The sequence below is a fragment of the Sphingobium lactosutens genome, from assembly GCF_013393185.1.
GTDB lineage: Bacteria > Pseudomonadota > Alphaproteobacteria > Sphingomonadales > Sphingomonadaceae > Sphingobium > Sphingobium lactosutens_A.
Genome location: NZ_QJQX01000077.1, coordinates 11,903 through 32,397, shown reverse-complemented (window position 1 = coordinate 32,397; position 20,495 = coordinate 11,903). Strand labels below are relative to the sequence as shown.

15 protein-coding genes and 1 tRNA gene are annotated in these 20,495 nt (G+C 62.3%); 4 read left to right on the top strand and 12 right to left on the bottom strand.

The annotated features are described in order from the left end of the window. Positions 1–12: 12 nt before the first annotated feature. Complete coding sequence (locus tag DM806_RS21855) at positions 13–945, top strand: NAD(P)H-dependent flavin oxidoreductase (protein ID WP_179045272.1); 933 nt, start codon at positions 13–15, stop codon at positions 943–945. On the opposite strand, the gene DM806_RS21850 is transcribed toward DM806_RS21855, so the two are convergent. Both DM806_RS21850 and DM806_RS21845 read right to left on the bottom strand, forming a co-directional pair. After that, positions 935–1,849 (bottom strand): alpha/beta fold hydrolase, encoded by a 915-nt coding sequence (locus tag DM806_RS21850; protein WP_179045271.1) that lies wholly within the window; start codon positions 1,847–1,849, stop codon positions 935–937. The two genes, DM806_RS21855 and DM806_RS21850, sit on opposite strands and share 11 nt — an antisense overlap. 281 nt (positions 1,850–2,130) lie before the next feature. Continuing rightward, on the bottom strand, positions 2,131–4,092 hold the full coding sequence (locus DM806_RS21845) for a hybrid sensor histidine kinase/response regulator (RefSeq protein WP_179045270.1): 1,962 nt from the start codon (positions 4,090–4,092) through the stop codon (positions 2,131–2,133). A 178-nt stretch (positions 4,093–4,270) separates the two neighbouring features. Between DM806_RS21845 and DM806_RS21840 the strand changes: the two genes are divergently transcribed. Beyond that, entirely contained in the window at positions 4,271–5,179 is a 909-nt protein-coding gene (locus tag DM806_RS21840) for a sugar kinase (protein ID WP_179045285.1), read from the top strand. A 128-nt stretch (positions 5,180–5,307) separates the two neighbouring features. Beyond that, positions 5,308–5,381: transfer RNA gene (locus DM806_RS21835), tRNA-Gly, on the top strand. A 12-nt stretch (positions 5,382–5,393) separates the two neighbouring features. On the opposite strand, the gene DM806_RS21830 is transcribed toward DM806_RS21835, so the two are convergent. From DM806_RS21830 to cyoA, 7 genes are read right to left on the bottom strand one after another with little or no spacing between them, the layout of a single operon-like run. After that, positions 5,394–5,927, bottom strand: coding sequence for a response regulator transcription factor (locus tag DM806_RS21830; RefSeq protein ID WP_179045269.1), 534 nt, complete (start codon positions 5,925–5,927; stop codon positions 5,394–5,396). After that, positions 5,917–7,242: an ATP-binding protein gene (locus tag DM806_RS21825; RefSeq protein ID WP_179045268.1), complete on the bottom strand. Its 1,326-nt coding sequence runs from the start codon at positions 7,240–7,242 to the stop codon at positions 5,917–5,919. The genes DM806_RS21830 and DM806_RS21825 overlap by 11 nt, the downstream gene beginning before the upstream one ends. Continuing rightward, on the bottom strand, positions 7,239–7,961 hold the full coding sequence (locus DM806_RS21820; protein ID WP_179045267.1) for an SURF1 family protein: 723 nt from the start codon (positions 7,959–7,961) through the stop codon (positions 7,239–7,241). Before DM806_RS21820 ends, DM806_RS21825 begins: the two co-directional genes overlap by 4 nt. Continuing rightward, positions 7,958–8,398: a cytochrome o ubiquinol oxidase subunit IV gene (gene cyoD, locus DM806_RS21815; RefSeq protein WP_179045266.1), complete on the bottom strand. Its 441-nt coding sequence runs from the start codon at positions 8,396–8,398 to the stop codon at positions 7,958–7,960. The genes DM806_RS21820 and cyoD overlap by 4 nt, the downstream gene beginning before the upstream one ends. After that, positions 8,395–9,018, bottom strand: a complete 624-nt coding sequence (gene cyoC, locus DM806_RS21810) for a cytochrome o ubiquinol oxidase subunit III (RefSeq protein ID WP_179045265.1) — start codon at positions 9,016–9,018, stop codon at positions 8,395–8,397. Before cyoC ends, cyoD begins: the two co-directional genes overlap by 4 nt. 5 nt (positions 9,019–9,023) lie before the next feature. Further along, entirely contained in the window at positions 9,024–11,024 is a 2,001-nt protein-coding gene (gene cyoB, locus DM806_RS21805) for a cytochrome o ubiquinol oxidase subunit I (RefSeq protein ID WP_179045264.1), read from the bottom strand. 5 nt (positions 11,025–11,029) lie between these two features. Continuing rightward, positions 11,030–12,148 (bottom strand): ubiquinol oxidase subunit II, encoded by a 1,119-nt coding sequence (cyoA, locus tag DM806_RS21800; RefSeq protein ID WP_179045263.1) that lies wholly within the window; start codon positions 12,146–12,148, stop codon positions 11,030–11,032. 188 nt (positions 12,149–12,336) lie between these two features. Between cyoA and DM806_RS21795 the strand changes: the two genes are divergently transcribed. Beyond that, a complete protein-coding gene (locus DM806_RS21795; protein ID WP_179045262.1) occupies positions 12,337–13,668 on the top strand; it encodes an MFS transporter in 1,332 nt (443 codons plus the stop codon). On the opposite strand, the gene DM806_RS21790 is transcribed toward DM806_RS21795, so the two are convergent. From DM806_RS21790 to DM806_RS21780, 3 genes are all read right to left on the bottom strand, one after another. Then, positions 13,665–14,513: a glycosyltransferase gene (locus DM806_RS21790; protein ID WP_179045261.1), complete on the bottom strand. Its 849-nt coding sequence runs from the start codon at positions 14,511–14,513 to the stop codon at positions 13,665–13,667. The two genes, DM806_RS21795 and DM806_RS21790, sit on opposite strands and share 4 nt — an antisense overlap. Positions 14,514–14,517: 4 nt before the next feature. Next, positions 14,518–15,789: an ammonium transporter gene (locus DM806_RS21785; RefSeq protein WP_179045260.1), complete on the bottom strand. Its 1,272-nt coding sequence runs from the start codon at positions 15,787–15,789 to the stop codon at positions 14,518–14,520. A gap of 261 nt (positions 15,790–16,050) precedes the next feature. Then, entirely contained in the window at positions 16,051–20,361 is a 4,311-nt protein-coding gene (locus tag DM806_RS21780; protein ID WP_179045259.1) for a glycosyltransferase, read from the bottom strand. Positions 20,362–20,495: the final 134 nt, after the last annotated feature.

Below are 20,495 nucleotides of genomic sequence, written 5' to 3'. Positions count from 1 at the left end.
GGACGCCCTTGTATGACCCTGCCGCCGCTGCTCCGCGATCGTTTGTCGCTGCCGCTGATCGGTTCACCGATGTTCATCGTGTCACAGCCTGAACTGGTCATGGCGCAGTGCCGCAGCGGCATCGTCGGTGCCTTTCCTTCGCTCAACGCTCGGCCGTCCGGCATGTTCGAGGCGTGGTTGCGGCAACTGGGCGAGGCGCTGACCGAGAAGGACGCCCCGTTCGCCGTCAATCTGATCGTCCATCGAACCAATGCACGGTTGGAAGAGGATCTGAAGCTCTGCGTCCAATATCGGGTGCCGATCGTGATTACCTCACTCGGCGCGCGGGAGGACGTGAATCGGGCGATCCATAGCTATGGCGGCATCGTCCTGCATGATGTCATCAATAATGTCTTTGCGCGCAAGGCGATCGAAAAGGGTGCAGACGGCCTGATCGCGGTAGCGGCGGGCGCGGGCGGCCACGCCGGGACATTGTCGCCCTTCGCGCTGATCCAGGAAATTCGCCAGTGGTTCGACGGTCCGCTGGCGCTGTCCGGTGCGATCGCAACCGGCCGAGCGATCGCTGCAGCGCGCATGCTGGGTGCGGACCTCGGCTATATGGGATCGCCCTTCATCGCTACGACGGAAGCCAATGCCGACGCGGCCTACAAGCAGATGATCGTCGATAGCGGGGCAGCCGACATAGTTTATTCGGACGTCTTCACCGGGGTCCATGGCAATTATCTGCGGCCCAGCATCGTCGCGTCGGGGCTGGATCCGGATGGCCTGCCAAAGGCCAAGGATATGGATTTCGCCAGCCTGACCGGCGGCGAGAAAAAGGCATGGCGCGATGTATGGGGTGCCGGCCAAGGTATAGGCGCGATCGACCAGATACAGCCGGCCGCGGACTTCATAGCGCAGTTGAAGGCCGAATATCAGGCGGCCGTTGACGGATTTACGGCCTGACGCCGGCGCCCGCAACTTGCGCGGATGGCGGCGCGAGAAAAGCGCGGAGTTCGGCAATGAAGCGATCGAACTGGTCATGGTGGAGCCAGTGGCCGGCGTCGGTGAACTCCGCCAGGCGGGCGTCTTGGAAATGGGCCATGCGTCCGTCCTTCGCGGGATTGGACGCCCAACTGTCCTTGCCAAGGCAGAGCAGGGTTTGACAGGTAATGCGCGACCAGAAATCGGGCAGGTCGGCATCCGTACCAGCCTGAGGCGCGGCATTGTTGAGGTAAGGATCGAACTTCCAGCTATAGCTGCCGTCCTCGTTCCGATTGACGCCATGGCGCGTCAGGTGGAGAGCCTGCTCGACTGAAAGATGCTCATTGCGTTCGCGCATGCGGCCGACGGCGGCCTCGATCGTCGGATAACGCCGCGTGATGCGTCCAGCGCTCGCGCGACGACTGTCGATCCATTGGCGCCAGACATCGGGTACGGCTTCTTCCGCTTTATGCTTCAGCCGATTGGGTGAGAGGCCCAATCCTTCGATGGCGACGATCTGGCCGACCTTTTCAGGGAAGAGACCGGCATAGCGCAGGCTGATCGAACCGCCAAGTGAATGGCCGACCAGAGTGACCGGTGCACGATCCAGCAGATCTATGATCAGCGCCAGATCATAGACGAAATTGGCCATCATATAGGAGCCTTCGGGCGACCAGGCGCTGTCGCCATGGCCCCGCAGATCGGGCGCGATGACATGATAGTCCTGCGCCAGGGCGCGTGCCGTCCAGTCCCAGCTTCGCGCATGATCGAAACCGCCATGGACCAGAATCAGCGGGGGCGCAGATGGATTGCCCCAGTCCAGATAGTGAAGCCGCGACCGCAGCGACATGAAGAAATGGGACGTCGGGGTAGGCGCAGTCTGCATATCCGTTCGGTCCTGCGGCGGCTGGAGGGATGGCTGTCCCGTCCCTTTGGCCAACTCTTGCATGCTTGCAAGCGCGAATGAACGAAAAACATGATTTTTCTTATGTTTCTGCCGCGTGATTGCAAATAATTATTGCCGCGCGGCAAAGTTTGCCCGTGTAGATATTCACGAAACAGCCGCGATCGGCCGCCTTTGTTGCCGCTCCTTTACCGGGCGCGATACGTCATTCCCTTTCGCAGGAACATGTCGCGGATATCACCTGCATACAGCGATGGTGACAATCAGTCCTGGTCGATCGGAGTTGTGAACCGAATCAACCGGCCCGAGGCCGCGTCATGACTGGCGGCCATGACGGCCCGAGCCAGTTCCGCCTGCTTGAACGGCTTGTCCAGCCTGAGCCGGCTGCTGGCATGCGGCGGCAATTCGGCAAAGCCGGTGATGATGATGACGGGCAGGCCCGGATGATCCTGTTCGATCAGGTCCGCCAATTGCGCGCCGGTCATGCCGGGCATGGCATGATCGGTCACGACCAGATCGACATTGGCTTCCGCCAGCATGCGCAGTGCGTCCGCTGCGCTGCCTGCCTGAAACACGGTGTGCCCCAGGTCTTCCAGCATACCGGCGGTGTTTGTCAGGACAAGATTGTCGTCGTCCACTGCCAGGATCACCAGGGGCACCGTGGCGCTGCCGTGCAGATCGACGCCGACATCGCATGTCTTGGCCGGTTCCGCCTGCGAGACGGGAAGCCAGAGTGAAACGGTTGTGCCGGCGCCCGATGCACTGATTATGGTCAGCGCACCGCCACATTGCTGGGAAAAGCCATGGACCATCGACAGGCCGAGGCCTGTGCCCTTGCCCACGCCTTTCGTGGTGAAAAATGGCTCACGCGCGCGTTCAATCGTGCCGGCGTCCATGCCTTCGCCTTCGTCGATCACCGAAAGACGGATATAGGAGCCGGGCGAGAGGCCGGAAACGGCTTCGTCGATGATCTGCGCCTCGCTCGCTTCCAGAATGATCCGCCCGCCATCGGGCATGGCGTCGCGCGCATTGACCGCCAGATTCAGCAAGGCCAGTTCCAGTTGGGCCGGATCGGCATGGGCGGGGGCCAGTGTCAGCGGAAATCGGGTGTCGATGGCGACACTGGTGCCGATAGTGCTCTGCAGCAATTCGGCCATGCCGCGGACCAGCGCGATGCAATCGACGCTCTGTAACTTGAGTTCCTGCCGCCGCGCGAAGGCGAGCATGCGCTGGGTCAAGGTGGCGCCTCGCTCGGCAGCTGCCATGGCATTGTCAAGATAGCGGCTGATATCGGCGCCGCTCGCCATCCGTTGCCGCGCCAGGTCCAGGCTCCCGACGATCACCGCCAGAAGATTGTTGAAATCATGGGCGACACCGCCGGTCAGCTTGCCAATGGCGTCCATCTTCTGCGTCTGGATGATCGCGTCCCGCGCCTCGTCCAGCGCGCGCTGCGCATCGCGTCGCTCGGTGAGGTCGCGGGTGATCTTGGCAAAGCCGAGCAGATTGCCCATTGGATCACGGATCGGATCGATCACCACATTGGCCCAGAAGCGGGAGCCGTCCTTGCGGATGCGCCATCCCTCCGCTTCGAACCGGCCCTCGCGCTCGGCGGTGTGGAGCGCGCGGGACGGCAGGCCTGCGATCCGATCCTCCTCCGAATAGAAGCGGGAGAAATTTTTGCCCATGATCTCGTTGGCGGTGTAGCCCTTGAATCGGGCCGCGCCGCTGTTCCAGCTCGTGATGGTGCCGACGGGATCGAGCATGTAGATGGCATAGTCCGTCACGCTTTCGACCAGCAGGCGGAACCGTTCCTCGCTCTTACGCAATTCCTCCTGCGCTTCGCGCCGTTCGGTGAGGTCGCGGGTGATCTTTGCGAAGCCGAGCAGATGGCCCATCGGATCGCAGATCGGGTCGATGACGACATTGGCCCAGAAACATGATCCGCCTTTGCGGACACGCCATCCTTCAGCTTCGAAACGGCCTTCATGCTCGGCCGTCCTGAGGGCGAGGGCAGGGATGCCCAAAGCCTGCTCTTCGGCTGTGTAGAAGCGGGAGAAATGCTGACCTATGATCTCGTTGGCCTCATAGCCTTTGAACCGGCGCGCACCGGCATTCCAGCTCAGGACGATTCCGTTGGGATCGAGCATGAAAATGGCATAGTCGGTGATGCTCTGCACCAGCAGTTCGAAACGGTTGCCGTTCGTGTCGGACAGGACGGTGGTCATGGGTTCCCCGATCAGGACGCCCAAATTGGCAGCGTCGCTTTTTGCCAGTGGCAAAACGCCGGATATGGGCGAACGTTCCGTAAGGACGAAACTGCGCGCCGACAAGCGGGATGACTTGACTCCCACGGCCGCTCTGCCCACGACGCAGCGCAGTAATCAAATGGGACGAGGCATGAGCATGGGTGCAGGCGCGACGATCACGGTCATCGGCGAGGCAATGCTGGAACTGAGCCGGGCGCAGGGCGACGGCTGGAACCTGCGCTATGGCGGCGATGTCATCAATACCGCCGTGCACATGGCTCGGTCCGGCGACAAGGTTCGCCTTGCAAGCGCGCTTGGGGCCGACCCGATGAGTGCGGACCTGCGCGCGCAGTGGGAAGCGGAGGGTGTCGATACCGCGCTCGTGCTCGCGGCCGCCGATCGCCTGCCTGGCCTGTATGCGATCGAAACCGATGCGGATGGCGAACGGACTTTCCACTATTGGCGGAGCGAGGCAGCCGCCAGGCGGATGTTCGCCTTGCCGGATAGTGCGGCGATGGTGGAACAGGCGGCCCAGTCGGATCTGCTCTATTTTTCGCTCATCACCCTTGCGATCCTGCCCGATGAAGGGCGCGAGTCGCTGCTGTCGCTTTGCGAAGCGGTGAAGGCGCGCGGCGGCAAGGTGGCCTTCGACGGAAATTATCGTGGACGGCTCTGGCCTGATACGGCGACCGCACGGCATTGGCGCGACCGGGCGATCGCTTTGGCCGATATCGGCCTGCCGACGCTGGCGGACGAGGTGGAGATGGGCGAGGCCGATGATGCCCGCGATGCTGCCACACGCTGGGGCGCGAACGAGGGGCGCGAGATCATCGTCAAGCTGGGCGGCGAAGGCTGCCTGGTCGGAGAAGAACTGGTTGCGCCGCCGCGCCTGGTCGATGTTGTCGATTCGAGCGGTGCGGGCGACGCCTTCAACGCCGGCTACCTGCACGCACGACTTACGGGCGGGACGCCGGCCGAGGCAGCGCTGGCTGGGCATCGCCTGGCGGGATGGAATATCGGCCGTCGTGGCGCGATCCCGGCGAAGGATGCGGACGCGCCTTATTAAAGGCCTTCGGCTCCGCTTAGACAAGGCCACCATAAAAATTTGGAGCGCGGCCAGCGTCAGATTTGACGGAGCGCGCTCCAAGTCCCGTTGACAGCGCCCCATGGCTTGGGCCATGGACGCGGGACTATGCGGGTGTAGCTCAATGGTAGAGCAGCAGCTTCCCAAGCTGACGACGGGGGTTCGATTCCCCTCACCCGCTCCATTTCTCCGACGGTCAGCCGACCTGACGTTTCGCCAGCTTGCGGGCGAGGGTGCGGCGGTGCATGCCCAGGCGCCGTGCGGCCTCTGATATGTTAAAGTCGCTGTCCTTCAGCACTTCATGGATATGTTCCCATTCCAGCGTCTTGATCGATGTCGGGCGCGGCGCGAGCGGAGCGGCGGGATCGCCGCCGGAACGGGCGAAGGCCGCCTCGATATCGTCGGTGTTGGACGGCTTGGCGAGATAGTTGGTGGCGCCAAGCTTGATCGCCTCCACTGCGGTGGCGATGCTGGCGAAGCCGGTCAGCACGACGATCAGCATTGCCGGGTCATGGGCATGGAGCGCCTGAACACAGGCCAGGCCCGATTGTGGACCGAGCTTCAGGTCCACCACGGCGAAACCCGGCTTATGCAACGCGAGGAGCGCCGTCACCGTTTCGAGGCTGTCGGCCAGCAGAACCTCATAGCCGCGCCGTTCGAAGGAGCGCTTGAGCGTCCTGGCGAAGGCCTCGTCATCCTCGACGATCAGCAGTTGCTTGTCACTCGTCATCGGCCAATTCCTCCAGTGCCAGGGTCGCGAAGGGAAGGCGCAACTGGATCATCGCGCCGCCTTCCGCGCCATTGCTCGCGTCCACGCGCCCGCCCAGCTTGCGGACCACATTGACGACCAGGAACAGGCCCAGCCCGCCGCCCTGCTTGCCCTTGCTCGATCGGTATGGCTTGCCGAAGTCGGTCAGCATGTCCGCGCTGAAGCCCTTCCCATTGTCGCGCACGGCAATGTGCAGCCACTGATTGTCGCGGCTGACCATCATGTTGATGTAGGATGCGCCGGCTTCCCGCGCATTGTCGAGCAGGTTGGTCACGGCCTGGCGGATCACCGGGTCGGCGATGATGCGGGGATAGTCATGCGGGCCAAAATCGCTGCGCAGCGGCATGCCAGGATTGGCGGCGCGCCATTGCTGGGCGATATGTTCGATGAAGGTGCGCACTTCGGTGATTTCGGGGGCCTCGCCGCGGGCTTCGCCGGCCGACATGAGAACGCCGGTTAGGATCGACTTGCAGCGCTTGACCGCCGCTTCCATCTCCTCGACCTCCTCGACGAGCGTCGGGTCTTTCCTGATCTGCGGCATGTGCCGCCAGTCGCCCAGCACGACTGCCAACTGGGCAAGGGGCGTGCCCAGTTCATGGGCAGCGCCCGACGCGAGCAGGCCCATGCGGACGATATGCTCCTCCTCCACAGCCTGTTGCCGCAGTCGCGCCAGATAGGATTCGCGCTGCTGGAGATTGGAGGTCATGCGCGTCATGAACAGCACCAGCAGCACCGCGATCATGGTGATGCAGACCCAGGTGCCAAAGATATGGAGGTCGAACAGATGGCCTTCCAGCGGCTCGCTGAGATCGAGCGGACGATAAGCGAAGGCAAGCATCGCCGCGCAGATCGACGATATGGTGACGATGCCCCATACGCTCCAGCGATGGAGCAGTACCGCGCCCAGCGCTACCTGGACGAGGAAGAGCGACACGAAAGGATTGGTCGCGCCGCCGCTCAGATAGAGTTGGGTGGTCAGCGCCAGCACGTCGAACAACAGCGCCAGGAAGAGTTCTGCATGGGTGATGTCGGTGCGTCGGCGCAGGATCATCAGGCTGCCGACATTCATCAAGACCGCGATAAAGGGCACGACCAGCATGGAGATCAAGGGCAGGCGGATGCCCATGCCATATTGGGCAAACAGGATCGTCGCGATCTGTCCGGCGATGGCGATCCAGCGCAGTTGCACCAGCAATGCCATGTTCCGCCGCCCGGCCGCGTCGGCAGGCCACTGGCTGGGCAGCCAGCGGATGCGCTTGGCGGACGATAGGGTCATCCCCGGCGATCTTTCCCTGTCTGGCGCATGACGACCATATAGGCCCCGACGGTCATTGCTGCCAGCGCGAACCAGGTGATGGCATATTGCAGATGATTATTGGGGAAGCTGACGACGGTCAGGCCACCGACCGGGAAGCGGGAGGGCGAAGGCCCGGCACCAGCGTCTATGAAATAGGGGGCGACATTTTCACCGAGGCCGCGTGCCTTGGTGATCGCAGCGACATCGCGCGAATACCAGCGGTCGCGGCTGGGATCGTTGCTGCGCAGGAAGCCGCCATCCGGCTCGGTCAGGCGAGCCAGGCCGATGACCCGCGTCACGCCCTGCGGTTTGTCATAGGCCGCCTTCCGGCTGGGCACGAAGCCGCGATTGACCAGAGTGATTGCGCCATCGTCGTGGCGTAGCGGAGTCAGCACCCAGAAGCCGGGACCGCGAACCGTGGAGGCCTGCACCAGCGCAGCCTTGTCGTGAAGGAAGACGCCGCCGACGGTGACGCGGCGATATTCGTCGGCCTTTGTCGCGCTTTTGGGGGCGGGGACGGGTGCGGCGTGGATGCGGGCATCGACGCGGGCGATCAGGTCGCGCTTCCAAGCGAGACGGTGGACCTGCCAGGCGCCGAGCGCAGAGAAGCCGAAAAAAAGAAGAAGGGCGATCAGCGTCAGGCCGATCGTAAAGATCGGGGAGCGCCTTGAGCGCCCCCCGTTCCCGACCGTTGTCACGGCATTTCGCTCATGTTCGCCATGGCGTTCATGTCGTGCGAGGCACTCATCTCCCCGACCATTTCCATGTCCGCATGCGGCATCATATTGGTGTTCATATGATACATGACCCACATGGAACCGGCGAAGGTGATGACCACCAGCACGATCGTCAGCATCATCGCCATGAACGACCAGCCGCCTTCGACGCGGGTGTTCATGTGCAGGAAGTAGATCATATGCACGATCACCTGCACGGCGGCGAAGGCCATGATGACGAAGCCGGTCAGTTGGGGATCGCCGAGCGTGCCCGACATGACCAGCCAGAAGGGGATGGCCGTCAGGATCACCGACAGGCCGAAGCCGATCATGTAGCTGCCGAAACTGCCGTGCGAATGATCATCGTGATGATCGTCGTGATGGCCATGGCCACCGTGCGGATGGACTGCGTCGCTCACCGGAGCACTCCCATCAGATAGACAAAGGTGAAGACGCCGATCCAGATGACGTCAAGGAAGTGCCAGAACAGGCTGAGGCACATCAGGCGGCGCTTGTTGGCCGGGATCAGGCCCTTCTTGGCGACTTGTACCATCAGCGTGATCAGCCAGATCGAACCGAAGGTGACGTGCAGGCCGTGGGTGCCGACCAGCGTGAAGAAGGCCGACAGGAAGGCCGAACGCCACGGACCTGCGCCCTCATGGATGAGATGCGAGAATTCGTACAGTTCGATGAACAGGAATGCGCCGCCGAAGAGGAGCGTGACGAACAGCCAGCCTTGGGTGGCGCTGACCTTGTTCTTTTCCATCGCCAGCATGGCGAAGCCATAGGTGATCGACGAGAAGAGCAGCATCGCGGTGTTGAGCGCGATGAGCGGCAGGTCGAACAGATCCTTGGGGCCGGGGCCGCCGGCGAAATTGCCGCCAAGCACGGCGTAAGTGGCGAAGAGGATGGCAAAGATGAGGCAGTCGCTCATCAGATACATCCAGAAGCCCAGCATGGTGCTGTGGCCTTCGTGGAGGTGCGGTTCCTCGGGCAGATGATATGCCCGAGGTTCCGTGGTTGCAGTTGCGCTGCTCATGGGTGTCAGACTCCCGCCGCGAGGATTCGCGTGCGCTCTTCCTCGGTGCGCGTCACATCCTCGACGGGGATGTAGAAGTCGCGCTTGTAGTTGAAGGTGTGGAAGATCGCATAACCGATCATGCCGATGAAGCTCAGGCCCGCGAGCCACCAGATATACCAGATCAGCGCGAAGCCGCAGAGCGTGGCGAGCGCCGCCAGGATGACGCCGGAACCGGTGCTGCTGGGCATGTGGATCGGTTGGTAGCCGGTCAGCGGACGCTGATAGCCGTTCTTCTTCATGTCGGCCCAGCTGTCAGCGTCATAGACGACAGGGGTGAAGGCGAAATTATACTCCGGCGGGGGCGAGCTGGTCGCCCATTCCAGGGTGCGGCCATCCCAGGGATCGCCTTCCACCTTCAGTTCGTCGCGCTTCCAGATGGAGACAGCGAACTGGACAAGCATGGCGCCGATGCCGGCCGCGACGATCGCGGCGCCGATCGCGGCGATCACGAACCAGATCTGCAGCGACGGATCGTCGAACACGCGCATGCGGCGGGTCACGCCCATCAGGCCCATGATGTAGAGCGGGGTGAAGGCCATCCAGAAGCCGACCTGCCAGCACCAGAAGGAGACCTTGCCCCAGAACACGTTCAGCTTGAAGCCGAACGCCTTGGGCCACCAGTAGTTGATCGCCGCGAACAGGCCGAACAGCACGCCGCCGATGATCACATTATGGAAGTGGGCGATCAGGAACAGCGAGTTGTGCAGCACGAAGTCGGCGGGCGGAACCGCCAGCATGACGCCGGTCATGCCGCCGATGGTGAAGGTCAGCATGAAGGCGACGGTCCACATCATCGGCAATTCGAACCGGATGCGGCCGCGATACATGGTGAAGAGCCAGTTGAAGAGCTTCGCACCCGTCGGGATCGAGATGATCATCGTCGTGATGCCGAAGAAGCTGTTGACGCTGGCGCCCGAACCCATGGTGAAGAAGTGATGCAGCCACACAAGGTAGGACAGCACCATGATCGTGCAGGTCGCATAGACCATGGAAGTGTAGCCGAAGAGGCGCTTGCCCGAGAAGGTCGAGGTGACTTCGGAGAAGACGCCGAACAGAGGCAGGATGAGGATGTAGACTTCCGGGTGGCCCCAGATCCAGATGAGATTCACGTACATCATCGGGTTGCCGCCGAAGTCGTTCGTGAAGAAGTTGGTGCCAGCATAGCGGTCGAGCGACAGCAGGACCAGCGTGGCGGTCAGGATGGGGAAGGAAGCGACGATCAGGACGTTCGCGCAGAGCGAGGTCCAGGTGAACACCGGCATCTTCATCAGCGACATGCCCGGCGCGCGCATCTTCACGATGGTCGCGATCAGGTTGATGCCGGACAATGTCGTGCCGACGCCGGCCACCTGCAACGCCCAGATATAATAGTCGACACCCGTGGCCGGGCTATAGTCGATGCCCGACAGCGGCGGGTAGGCGAGCCAGCCGGTCTGGGCGAACTCACCCAGGAACAGCGAGGCCATGACCAGCACCGCGCCGCCCGTGGTCATCCAGAACGAGAAATTGTTCAGGAAGGGGAAGCTGACGTCGCGCGCGCCGATCTGCAGCGGGACGATATAGTTCATCAAACCGGTGATGAACGGCATCGCGACGAAGAAGATCATGATCACGCCGTGGGCGGTGAACACCTGGTCATAATGGTGGGCGTTGAGATAGCCCTCGGACCCGTTGAAGGCGAGCGCTTGCTGGAGGCGCATCATGATCGCGTCGGCAAAGCCGCGCAGGAACATGATGAGGCCGAGCACCATATACATGATGCCGATCTTTTTGTGATCGACGCTGGTGAACCACTCCTTCCAGAGATAGCCCCAGAGCTTGAAATAGGTGAGCGCTGCGGCCAAAGCCGCGCCGCCCAGCACCACCGCGCAGAATGTCGCGACGACGATGGGCTCATGCCATGGGAAGCTGTCCCATGTCAGACGACCGAAGATCATCTGTGCTGTTGTCATTGTGCCAGTCATGGGCCTTACCGATGCTGCGCGTGCGCGTCAGCGCCGCTGTGAGAGGATTGATCGGCCGCAGGAGCCTTGTCCGCGCCGGGCGCGTCGGGGGCGGTTTCCTGCCCCTTGTTCCGGTCTTCCTGGTCGATCACATGGCTGTTGGGGAAATCGTACTGGAGGCCGTTGGTCTCTTTTGCCGATTCCTTGCCCGCGCCGCCCATCTGGTTGATGTGCATCAGCTCGCCCATGCAACGCTGGCCGGGCTTGGGGCAGAGATTGACGATCGCGTCAAACAGCTTGGTATCGGAAGCGTCGAAATAGGCGACAGGCGCCTTTTCGCTCGGCTTGGCGAGGCTCAGATACATATTGCGGTCAAGCTTCGCGCTGCTCGCCTTGACCTTGGCGACCCAGGCGTCAAAGCCAGCCTGGTCCAGCGCCTTGTAACCGAAGCGCATGTGGGTGAAGCCCGCGCCCGAATAGTTGGCGGAGAACCCGGTGCCGGTGACGGGCTTGTTGGCCACGGCGTGGAGCTGCGTCTTCATGCCGGGCATGGCGTAGATCTGGCCGGCCAGTTCAGGGACGTAGAAGCTGTTCATCACGGTCGACGCGGTGATGTCGAAGCGGACCGGAACATTGGTCGGCAGCGCCATTTCATTGACGGTCGCGATGCCGAGGTCCGGGTAGATGAAGAGCCACTTCCAGTCGAGCGCGACGACCTGGACGGTCAGCGGCTTGACTTTCGGGTCGATCGCGGTTTTCGCGTCGATCCGGTCGAGCGGACGATAGGGGTCCAGCTTGTGCGTGCTCACCCAGGTCAGGGCGCCCAGGCAGATGATGATAAGCAGCGGGGCCGACCAGATCAGCAGCTCCAGCTTGGTGCTATGATCCCAGTCGGGGTCATAGTCCTTCTCGACCGCCTTGTTCGCGGCGCGATACCGCCAGGCGAACCAGACGATCAGCACCATGACGGGGATGACGATAAGGAGCATCAGCGCGGTCGAGATCAGGATCAGGTCGCGCTGCTGCACCGCAATATCGCCCGATGGGTTCATCACGACCCAGTTGCAGCCCGCCAGCGGCGCCGCAAGGATCGGAGCGGACCAGCGCAAGAGCCTGATCCAGTTGGGTGAGAGAGGATGTGACATGGGCGCGCGCCTAACCTTTCCACAGGGAGTCGGATAGTGGGCAATTTGTCCAATTGTGTGCGGACGCAAAAAATGTTTGGAGTGTGGGATACTGCTTAGACTCTGCGGGTTTTCTGTTATGTTGCCATTCTCTGGCCGTCGGAAGACCCAAAACAGGCGCCGCCGGCCCAGCAAGGGAGCGGATGCCTATGAGTTCACAGGCCATTACCTTCACCTCGACGCCACTTGAGGATGATGCGCGCAGGATCAATGCGCGCGACCACAAGATCGCGCCCGGTGATATTTCCATCGGTGTGATCATTGGTCGCACCTCCGAATTCTTCGATTTCTTCGTTTACGCCATCGCTTCGGTGATCGTGTTCCCGAGCCTGGTCTTTCCCTATGTGGATGCGCTGACCGGCACCCTCTATTCCTTCGCTATTTTCGCCGTGGCCTTCATCACCCGGCCAATCGGCTCGCTGATCTTCATGGCGATCGATCGGCGTTACGGGCGTGGCACGAAACTGACCGCCGCCCTCTTCCTGTTGGGCGGGTCGACCGCGTCGATCGCCTTCATGCCCGGTTATGCCACGATTGGCCACTATGCTGCGGTCGTGCTGGTCATTTTGCGCGCTGCGCAGGGCATTGCGCTTGGTGGAACATGGGACGGCCTCGCCTCGCTGCTGTCGCTCAACGCCCCGGCGCATCAGCGTGGCTGGTATGCGATGGTGCCGCAACTGGGCGCGCCGCTGGCATTGCTGGTGGCGAGCGGGCTGTTCGCCTTCTTCCTGCTCAACATGACGGAGGCGGATTTCCTCGACTGGGGCTGGCGCTATCCCTTCTTTGTCGCCTTCGCGATCAATGTCGTGGCCCTGTTCGCCCGTCTGCGGATCGTGGTGACGCATGAGTTTGAGCGCCTGTTCGAGCAGAAGGATCTGCAACCGTCACCGGTGCTGCCGACGGTCAAGGCCGAGGGGCGCAACATCATTATCGGCGCCTTTGCGCCGTTGGCCAGCTTTGCGCTGTTCCATATGGTGACGGTGTTCCCGCTGTCGTGGGTGGCGCTGTTCACCGACCAGCCGCTCGACCGCTTCCTCATCATCGAGATGATCGGCGCGTCGGTCGGCCTGCTTGCCATCGTCGTGTCCGGCTTCATTGCGGACCAGATTGGGCGTCGCTCGCTGCTGGGCTGGTCGGCTGGCGGTATCGCGGTATTCAGCATCATGGCGCCGCTGTTGCTGAATGGCGGGGATCTGGGCGAGGTCGCCTTCATGATCCTGGGCTTCATGCTGCTGGGCCTGGCCTTCGGTCAGTCCTCCGGCATAGTCGCATCGAACTTCGCTACGGAAGCGCGTTATACCAGTTCGGCGCTGACATCTGACCTTGCCTGGCTGGTGGGTGCGGGCTTCGCTCCGCTCGTGGCGTTGCTGCTGTCGGTGAAGTTTGGCCTCGCCGCTTCGGGCATCTATCTGCTGTCGGGGGCGATTGCGACGATCGTTGCGCTCTACATCAACAAGGAGTTGGCTGGCCGGGACCGTTAAGCAGCGGTCCGCATCCGTCCGAGCGCCCTTCGGTCGAACCATCCGGTGAGACCGGGGCGAGGGCGGAAGCGGGGCAGCCATAGTGGATAAAGACTCGCAAGACGGGCGGGGAGCCCATCTGGCCCCTCGCGCGTCATGATGTCAGACACGATCCGGTTCTGGAAGAAGCGGACCGAGTAGCTGGTCATCCGCTTATATTGCATTCGCCAGGTGGAAGGCCGTAGCAGGCTTACCTGTTCGGCCAGGAAACCCGCTCCCTCGCAGGCCAACACCCGCTCCAGTTCCCACTGATCGTCCGGCTTCAGGTCGGTATGGGCCAAGGCCGCGACCAGTCCGTCATCGCCGATCAGGTCTTCTGGCAGGCGCAGGCCCCGCGCGCGAATCTCGCCGAGGAACCGGCCCGACAAGGCGTAGAGGTCGCCGAACAATCCCCGCTCGACGCGAAGCGCTTCGCGATAGGCCGGGGCCATGCGGCCGTTCATCGGCATGCCCGCTGCCGCGTTGGCGGCCGGATGGGCAGCCAGATCGGCCACCAACGCCTCGAACGACCCTGCCGCGATTTCCGCGTCGCCATCCAGGAAGATCACGGCGTCCTCGCTGCCTGTCAGCAGGTCATGGACCATATGGTTCCAGGTGCGCGACTTGCCGCCCTGCAAGATGTCATGAATGATGACATTGGCCCGTCCACGCGCAGCGTGGCGCGCGCGTTCGACGGTCGCATCGGTGCTGCCGTTTACCAGCACATGGAAGAATGTATCCGGCCGGTCGAGCGGCAGCGAGGCGAGGCAACCGGCGATGCGGCGCTCCTCCTGATGCGCGAAGATGGCGACGGCGACTGTCGTCATGACTTCAGCGAAAATCCCAGCTCTGCTGACCATGTTGCCCAGCGTCCAGCCCGTCGCTCTCGATCTGTGGACTGACGCGCATGGGGATGATGACGGAAACGATCAGCGCCGCGACGGCGCTGCCGACCATTGCCCAGAGAGCGACGATGACCATGCCGATCGCCTGGCTCACAAGCGCGCTGCCAAGAGTGACGCTCGGATCGAAACCGACGCCGCCAAGCAGGGGCAGGGCGAAGAGGGGGAGCAGAAGAGTGCCCGTTGCTCCGCCCAGGCCATGCACGATGAAAATATTGGCGCCGTCATCGATGTGCCGACCGACAAGACCTGCCCCAAGATGGCAGATGCAGGCCGTAATCACGCCGATCAGAATGGCGCCGCCGGTGCCGACGAGCGCAGCTGAGGCGGAAATGGCGGCGATCCCTGCCAGTGCACCCGACAACAGGCCGGTCGCACTGCTCCTCGAACCGCGAATCCGGTCGAGCAGGGCCCAGCCGAGAGCGCCTGCGCAGCCGGCGAAATGATGGTTGAGGAGGGCGGTCGCGGCATCGTCTGTCGCGCCCAATGCCCAACCGCCGACCAGCCCCGACAGGCCGATCCAGACGAGCGCGCCGCCAGCGATGCCAAGGACGGGGCTATGGCCGGGGTCGGACGGTTCACGCCGCGGCCCGACGATCAGGGCTAGCGCCAGGGCGGAAAATCCCGCCACCATGTGGATGACTAAGCTGCCCGCGAAATCCATGATCCCCAGGCTTGCCAGCCATCCTCCGGCCCATATGCCGTGTGCGACCGGGACATAGACGAGCAGCAGCCACAAAATGACAAAGGCCAGGAACCAGCCGATCCGCGTCCGTTCCGCCACGGCGCCCACCAGCAGGCATGCAGGAACCAACGCCGATCCCATCTGGAACAGGACGAAAGCGGACTCCGGCACGGTCAGTCCGTCGCGCAACTGACCCAGATTTGCGAGAAACAGGTTTGCGCTGCCACCCAGCCAGTCGCTGCCCGGCGCATAGACCAGGCTATAGCCTGCGATCGCCCAGCCCAGCGATACAACTGCCGCCACGCCTGCACCCTGGGCCATCACCGACAGGGCGTTGCGGACATTGACCTGTCCTGCGTGGCGCAGCATCAGTCCCGGCAAAGCGGCGAAGAGCAGCAGCAGGGCGCACAGGATCATCCACGCCGTATCGCCGCTATCGGCTGCCGCCACCTGGGCGAAGGCGGTCTGGGGGACGGTCAGCATGGCGGTGACGAAAAGGGCAGCAGGAAGGCGCATCCAAGGGTCCGGAAAATCGACGATGGCCTCTCCTAACCCCGACGGGGTGAAAAAATCGATAAGGAGGGCATTCGGCCCTATCGCCGACAGCGCATGAGCAGGTCGATAACGGAAAAGTCGGCGAAGAAGACCCCGGCGGCAACATCGCACCATGCGATTTCGGGGGGCACGCCGCCGGGGCGGCTCCGCTGGATGGGTCGCAGCGGAGCCGAACCTGTGGATCAGAAGGTCAATTCAGCATCGGTGCGCCATCGGCGATCGTCATGACGACCAAGGCAGGACATCGTCGCGGTGACAGGCGATCAGGTCGGGTGCATAGAGGGCGGATATGTCGCTCAAGGCGAAAGAGTCGAAATAGCGGTCGATCATGTCCGCGAAATCCCGGGTCAACGCAGCGGAAATCCGCATGCGATCTACATGTTCGGCGGGAACGAAAATATAGTCGTGGGGAATGATGCGGCACTTCTGACCGGACAAGGACGGACTGATCGTCCAATCCCGGACATGGTCCTTGATCTGCCCGGGCGTCAGGTCATGATAGACGCTGCCGAAACGGGAATGGGTCGAGCGTTTGTAGAGGCGGCCCGTGGCGGCCGAGAATGTTTCGGAGGGCCGCAGCCGGTCGAACGTTCTTGCCCAATCGCCGCGAATGGCATGATCGCTCTTGGCGACCAGCAGCGGCCGGCCGGCAGCTGGGCGATCCATTCGGTCAAAGGCGCCGGTGACGTTGCCCAGGGCCTCGATTGTCCAGGTCGCGCTGCCTATGTCGCTGGCTTGCTGGGCGTCGAGGGACAGGCTATGTGCGCCGCTCTGGTCACTCCATACGCCTGTCACCGTCCCGACCGCGGATTGCAGCAATGTGCGATTGGCCCGGATCCAGGTTCGCATATCCTCTTCGGACGATGCCTGTACCATGATGTCGAGCCCGCGCGCTTCCTGTGTTGCGGTCTGAACGGCCGTGGCGGGCGTCGCGATTTTCAGGCGGGCGCGATTACTGTTGAAATCTTCGGTATGGGTGATCTGGTTGTCGGCCTTGCCGGTATGATAGCGGCCCAGCAGGGCAGGCACCATCAGCGGTGGCCAATCCTTCGTGTACCGCAGGATCAGTTCCCAATCGACCAGCCGGCGGAGATTTTCATCAAATCCCCCATGCAGGCCGTAGAGGTTGCGCCGGTGCATGAAGATATTGAGATCGATGAAGTTGCGCTCTTCCAGCCGGCTGCGGTTGAAAGGGCAAAGCCGGATCGACTTCTGTTCTTCCTTGTCCGGGCTTCCGCCGCCGCCGGGGACCGTCTGGTAGACGATCTGGCCGGCATAAGCGGACTGATAGCCGGGGCGCTCTGCCATGCAGGCCGTCATGATGGCGAGATAGTCGGCATCCCATTGATTGTCGGAATCGAGATAGGCGATGATTTCACCACTGGCCGCCTTCAGCGCACGGTTGCGCGCAGCCGATACGCCTAGATTATCGGGTGACTGCAGGAAGAGAAGGCGTGGGTCATCGAATCCGGCGACCACGGCGGCCGTATGGTCCGTGCTGCCATCGTCGACGATGATCAGTTCGAAATGCGGATAGCTTTGATCTAGGACGGACTGGATCGATGCTGCGATCACGTCGGCCCGGTTGAAGGCGGGCATGATGACCGACACCAGTTCGGACGTATCGGACTGGTCCGCCTGCTGCCTGAACAGCCTTTTTTCCATTTCGAACTGGCGCAACAGGCTGGTCGCCAGTTCCGAGTGGCCTGCTCCCATACGATCTTCGCAATAGGCCCATTGCAGAAAGCTGCGCATGGTGAAGTAAGGCGAGAAGCCGCGATTGTCATTGTTCACGACCACGGTTTTCTTGGCCAGACTGTCGTCATGACCTGCAAGACGCAATTCGACGTGCAGGCTGTCCTGCAAAAGATGTCGATTCTGCAATTGCAGCGTGAAGCCGTGGCGGCCATTGCCGATCCGGGCGCGTTTAAGATCCTCGCGCGGAATGGCGGCGCAAATGTCGGTGGCGATGGTTTCATTCTCGATGCTGATATCGAGCCTGATACTGATATCGGGATGGGCCAGATCGACCGCCCAGCCGGTCAGCAGGCCATCGGCAACGCTTTCGACGCAGGCCTTGAGCCGCGGTTCACGCGGCTGGCACACAGCATGGCTGCTACTCCAGGCATCGCCCCGCACCGTATCCGATATCGGTAGACGCCGCCCATTGGCATCGCATCGCAACTCGAATTCATGACGATCCTCACCGGCACGGCGCGGCAGAGGCAGCGTGAATCCCGTGCCCTCGCAATAGCCTGCGCCGGCGACATCGGGTCGCGGCAGCGAAGGCTGGACGCGGCTGAGCGGCCGTCCGTCCCGGAACAGCCAGGCGGCGCCTGGACGCCAGTCCGGCTCCGCCGTGGCGCCGCGCTCCGCGATCCAACCGCAAAGCAGCCTATCGTCCTTTCGATCGATCCGGCCAACGCTTTCGCTTTCCTTCGGCAAGCGGACGGCATCGATGCGACGGCTGACGTCGATCATGCCCGAAACCCCGGCCTTGCCATCCTCGATGCCAGCCTGGACACAGCGTTCGAACAGCGGAAGGAGTTCCGGGTTAGACCGGGCGATCGTCTTGCGAAGAGGCTCTATATAGGCGCAGTTCAATCGATCGATAATCGTATCGACATCGATCCGCATATTCTTGCGGGCCCATTTCCGGGCCAATCGAATGCGATTGCGGACTTCATGGTAAAGAGGATCGATGCCGGGGAAAGGCGTGGGTGACGCGCCCGGGGTCATGCGGGCGACGATCGAGGGTTCGACGACAAGAGCGACGCCCTTCCGCCTGGCGGTCATGCTCCAGTCGACGGCGGCATGGCAGGACGCAAACTCCTCCGGAAGAAAGCCTATCTGATCGCACAATGCGGTCGGGAGAAACAGGACGCCATGGCCCAGTGCCTGGGCGGTATAGGCCTCCCGGTTGATCGACGGGTCGTCGCCGGCAAGCAACGGCTCGATTTCGAGATAACCGCCATGATCGTGGAAACCGCGATAGCCGCCATGTACAATGCGCCCATTGTCGCCGGTGACGATAGTCGAAACAACGCCATTGTCTCTCGGCCGCGCCAGCAGGGTCCGCAGGCCGATCTCGTCGAGATGGAGAGCGGGGTCGAGGAGAAGGACATGCTCGCACCCATCCCGCTGGATCATCGACAGCAGGATGTTGATCGCCGCAGCTTCGCTCGTCCTGGCGTCGGCATAGACGAGAGTGTCCGCCATGGTCTGCAAGCCATAATGGGGGACGCCGTTGGCCGCATTGTCGAACAGATAGACATTGATGCTGGCGTCCGTCAGCTTGCGCAGTTCGGCCAGTTGGTCGCCGATGCGGTCGGCATGGCCGTTGCTGATGATGCCGACCGCGATCTGCGCAGCGCGAATAGGCTTGCGAATATGATGCACCTTGTGTGCTCTACCGCCGACCTTCAGCGTTTCGCTCTTGGGCGCGATCGACTGGGTCAGTTGCTCGCGGAAGGTTTCACCGATCTTGGTCCATGCCTGGGCGGAGGATAATTTCCGGCCGCTGATCGATATGGCGGCGCGCTTTTCGTGGTTGAGGTCCAGCGCTTGCTGCAGCGCATCGGCCAGGCCGCCGGGCATGTCCGGTTCATAGGAAATGCCCAGCCCCGCCTCGTCCACCAGCGACAAAGACGGGAGTCGAGGCGCGACGACAGGTTTGCCATAATTGGCCGCAAGCATGAGGTTGCCCGAGGTCAGAACGTCGCGATACGGCAGCGCCACTACATCCGCGGCACCGAAGAGCAAGGGCACCTTCGTATCCGGAATGAAGCCGTCGAGAATATGGATGCGCGGATTATTCTCCTCCATCAGTCGCGCATGGCCCGGCGAAAAGCCGCCGAGCGGTTTTCCGGCGATGAGCAGATGGACCTGCTCCCGATCCGCGCGGCCCGTGATGTCGTGAAAGGCATGAATTAGCTCGTCCAATCCCTTGTACGGCCGGATCTGACCGAAAAAGAGGATCAGCGATTCCACGTCCTTGAGGCCGAGCAACTGACGGCTTTGATATTTGTTGAAGGCCGGGCCGTAGCATCCTTCATAGCTGCCATGCGGGACGATGATGCATTTGCGGTCATCAAGTGCATAGCATTCGCGGACTTCGGCCAGCGCCGCGGCGTCGTGGAGGTGGATGACGTTGGCGGCTTCCGCCAATTGGCGATGAAAGGCGATGGCGAGCGGCCCGAACGGCGCATCGTGGGGCAACCGATTATGTACTGTCCACAGGAAAATGCCGCCCGTTGCCTTGAAGGCCTGCACTGCCTGGAGGAAATTGCTGGCACGGACCTGATAGTCGAACCCGTCGCGCACATCGGCAAAGAGTGGATCGGGCCAATGAAGGTGGAAAATCGTTCGCCGGTCGGAGGCGGCGGCGAGGGATCGCTCCAGCGCATGCTGGATGTTCCCAAACTCGACGATCCCCTTCGAGCGGAAGGCCCTGTAAAGACCGTTCTGATACGGGTTGGACGCGGTATAATCCGGATAGGCGACGATCGTGGCGCCTTCCAGGGGATCGGGCATGTCTATGAGGGCCGGCAAAGACGGTATCGCCGCTTCAGGCGCTCCGATGGCTGCCAAATCCCCGATATATGGAAGGACAGCGGATTCGCTGCTTTCGATCGGCTGGAAGCTGGTGAAAGAGGCGACGTGCTGAT

Bases quoted from the DNA above. Each gene is read 5' to 3' on its own strand.
- DM806_RS21855 (WP_179045272.1), top strand. From the start codon at position 13: ATGACCCTGCCGCCGCTGCTCCGCGATCGTTTGTCGCTGCCGCTGATC.
- DM806_RS21850 (WP_179045271.1), bottom strand. From the start codon at position 1,849: ATGCAGACTGCGCCTACCCCGACGTCCCATTTCTTCATGTCGCTGCGG.
- DM806_RS21845 (WP_179045270.1), bottom strand. From the start codon at position 4,092: ATGACCACCGTCCTGTCCGACACGAACGGCAACCGTTTCGAACTGCTG.
- DM806_RS21840 (WP_179045285.1), top strand. From the start codon at position 4,271: ATGGGTGCAGGCGCGACGATCACGGTCATCGGCGAGGCAATGCTGGAA.
- DM806_RS21830 (WP_179045269.1), bottom strand. From the start codon at position 5,927: ATGACGAGTGACAAGCAACTGCTGATCGTCGAGGATGACGAGGCCTTC.
- DM806_RS21825 (WP_179045268.1), bottom strand. From the start codon at position 7,242: ATGACCCTATCGTCCGCCAAGCGCATCCGCTGGCTGCCCAGCCAGTGG.
- cyoC (WP_179045265.1), bottom strand. From the start codon at position 9,018: ATGAGCAGCGCAACTGCAACCACGGAACCTCGGGCATATCATCTGCCC.
- cyoB (WP_179045264.1), bottom strand. From the start codon at position 11,024: ATGACTGGCACAATGACAACAGCACAGATGATCTTCGGTCGTCTGACA.
- cyoA (WP_179045263.1), bottom strand. From the start codon at position 12,148: ATGTCACATCCTCTCTCACCCAACTGGATCAGGCTCTTGCGCTGGTCC.
- DM806_RS21795 (WP_179045262.1), top strand. From the start codon at position 12,337: ATGAGTTCACAGGCCATTACCTTCACCTCGACGCCACTTGAGGATGAT.
- DM806_RS21790 (WP_179045261.1), bottom strand. From the start codon at position 14,513: ATGACGACAGTCGCCGTCGCCATCTTCGCGCATCAGGAGGAGCGCCGC.
- DM806_RS21785 (WP_179045260.1), bottom strand. From the start codon at position 15,789: ATGCGCCTTCCTGCTGCCCTTTTCGTCACCGCCATGCTGACCGTCCCC.
- DM806_RS21780 (WP_179045259.1), bottom strand. From the start codon at position 20,361: ATGCCCGATCCCCTGGAAGGCGCCACGATCGTCGCCTATCCGGATTAT.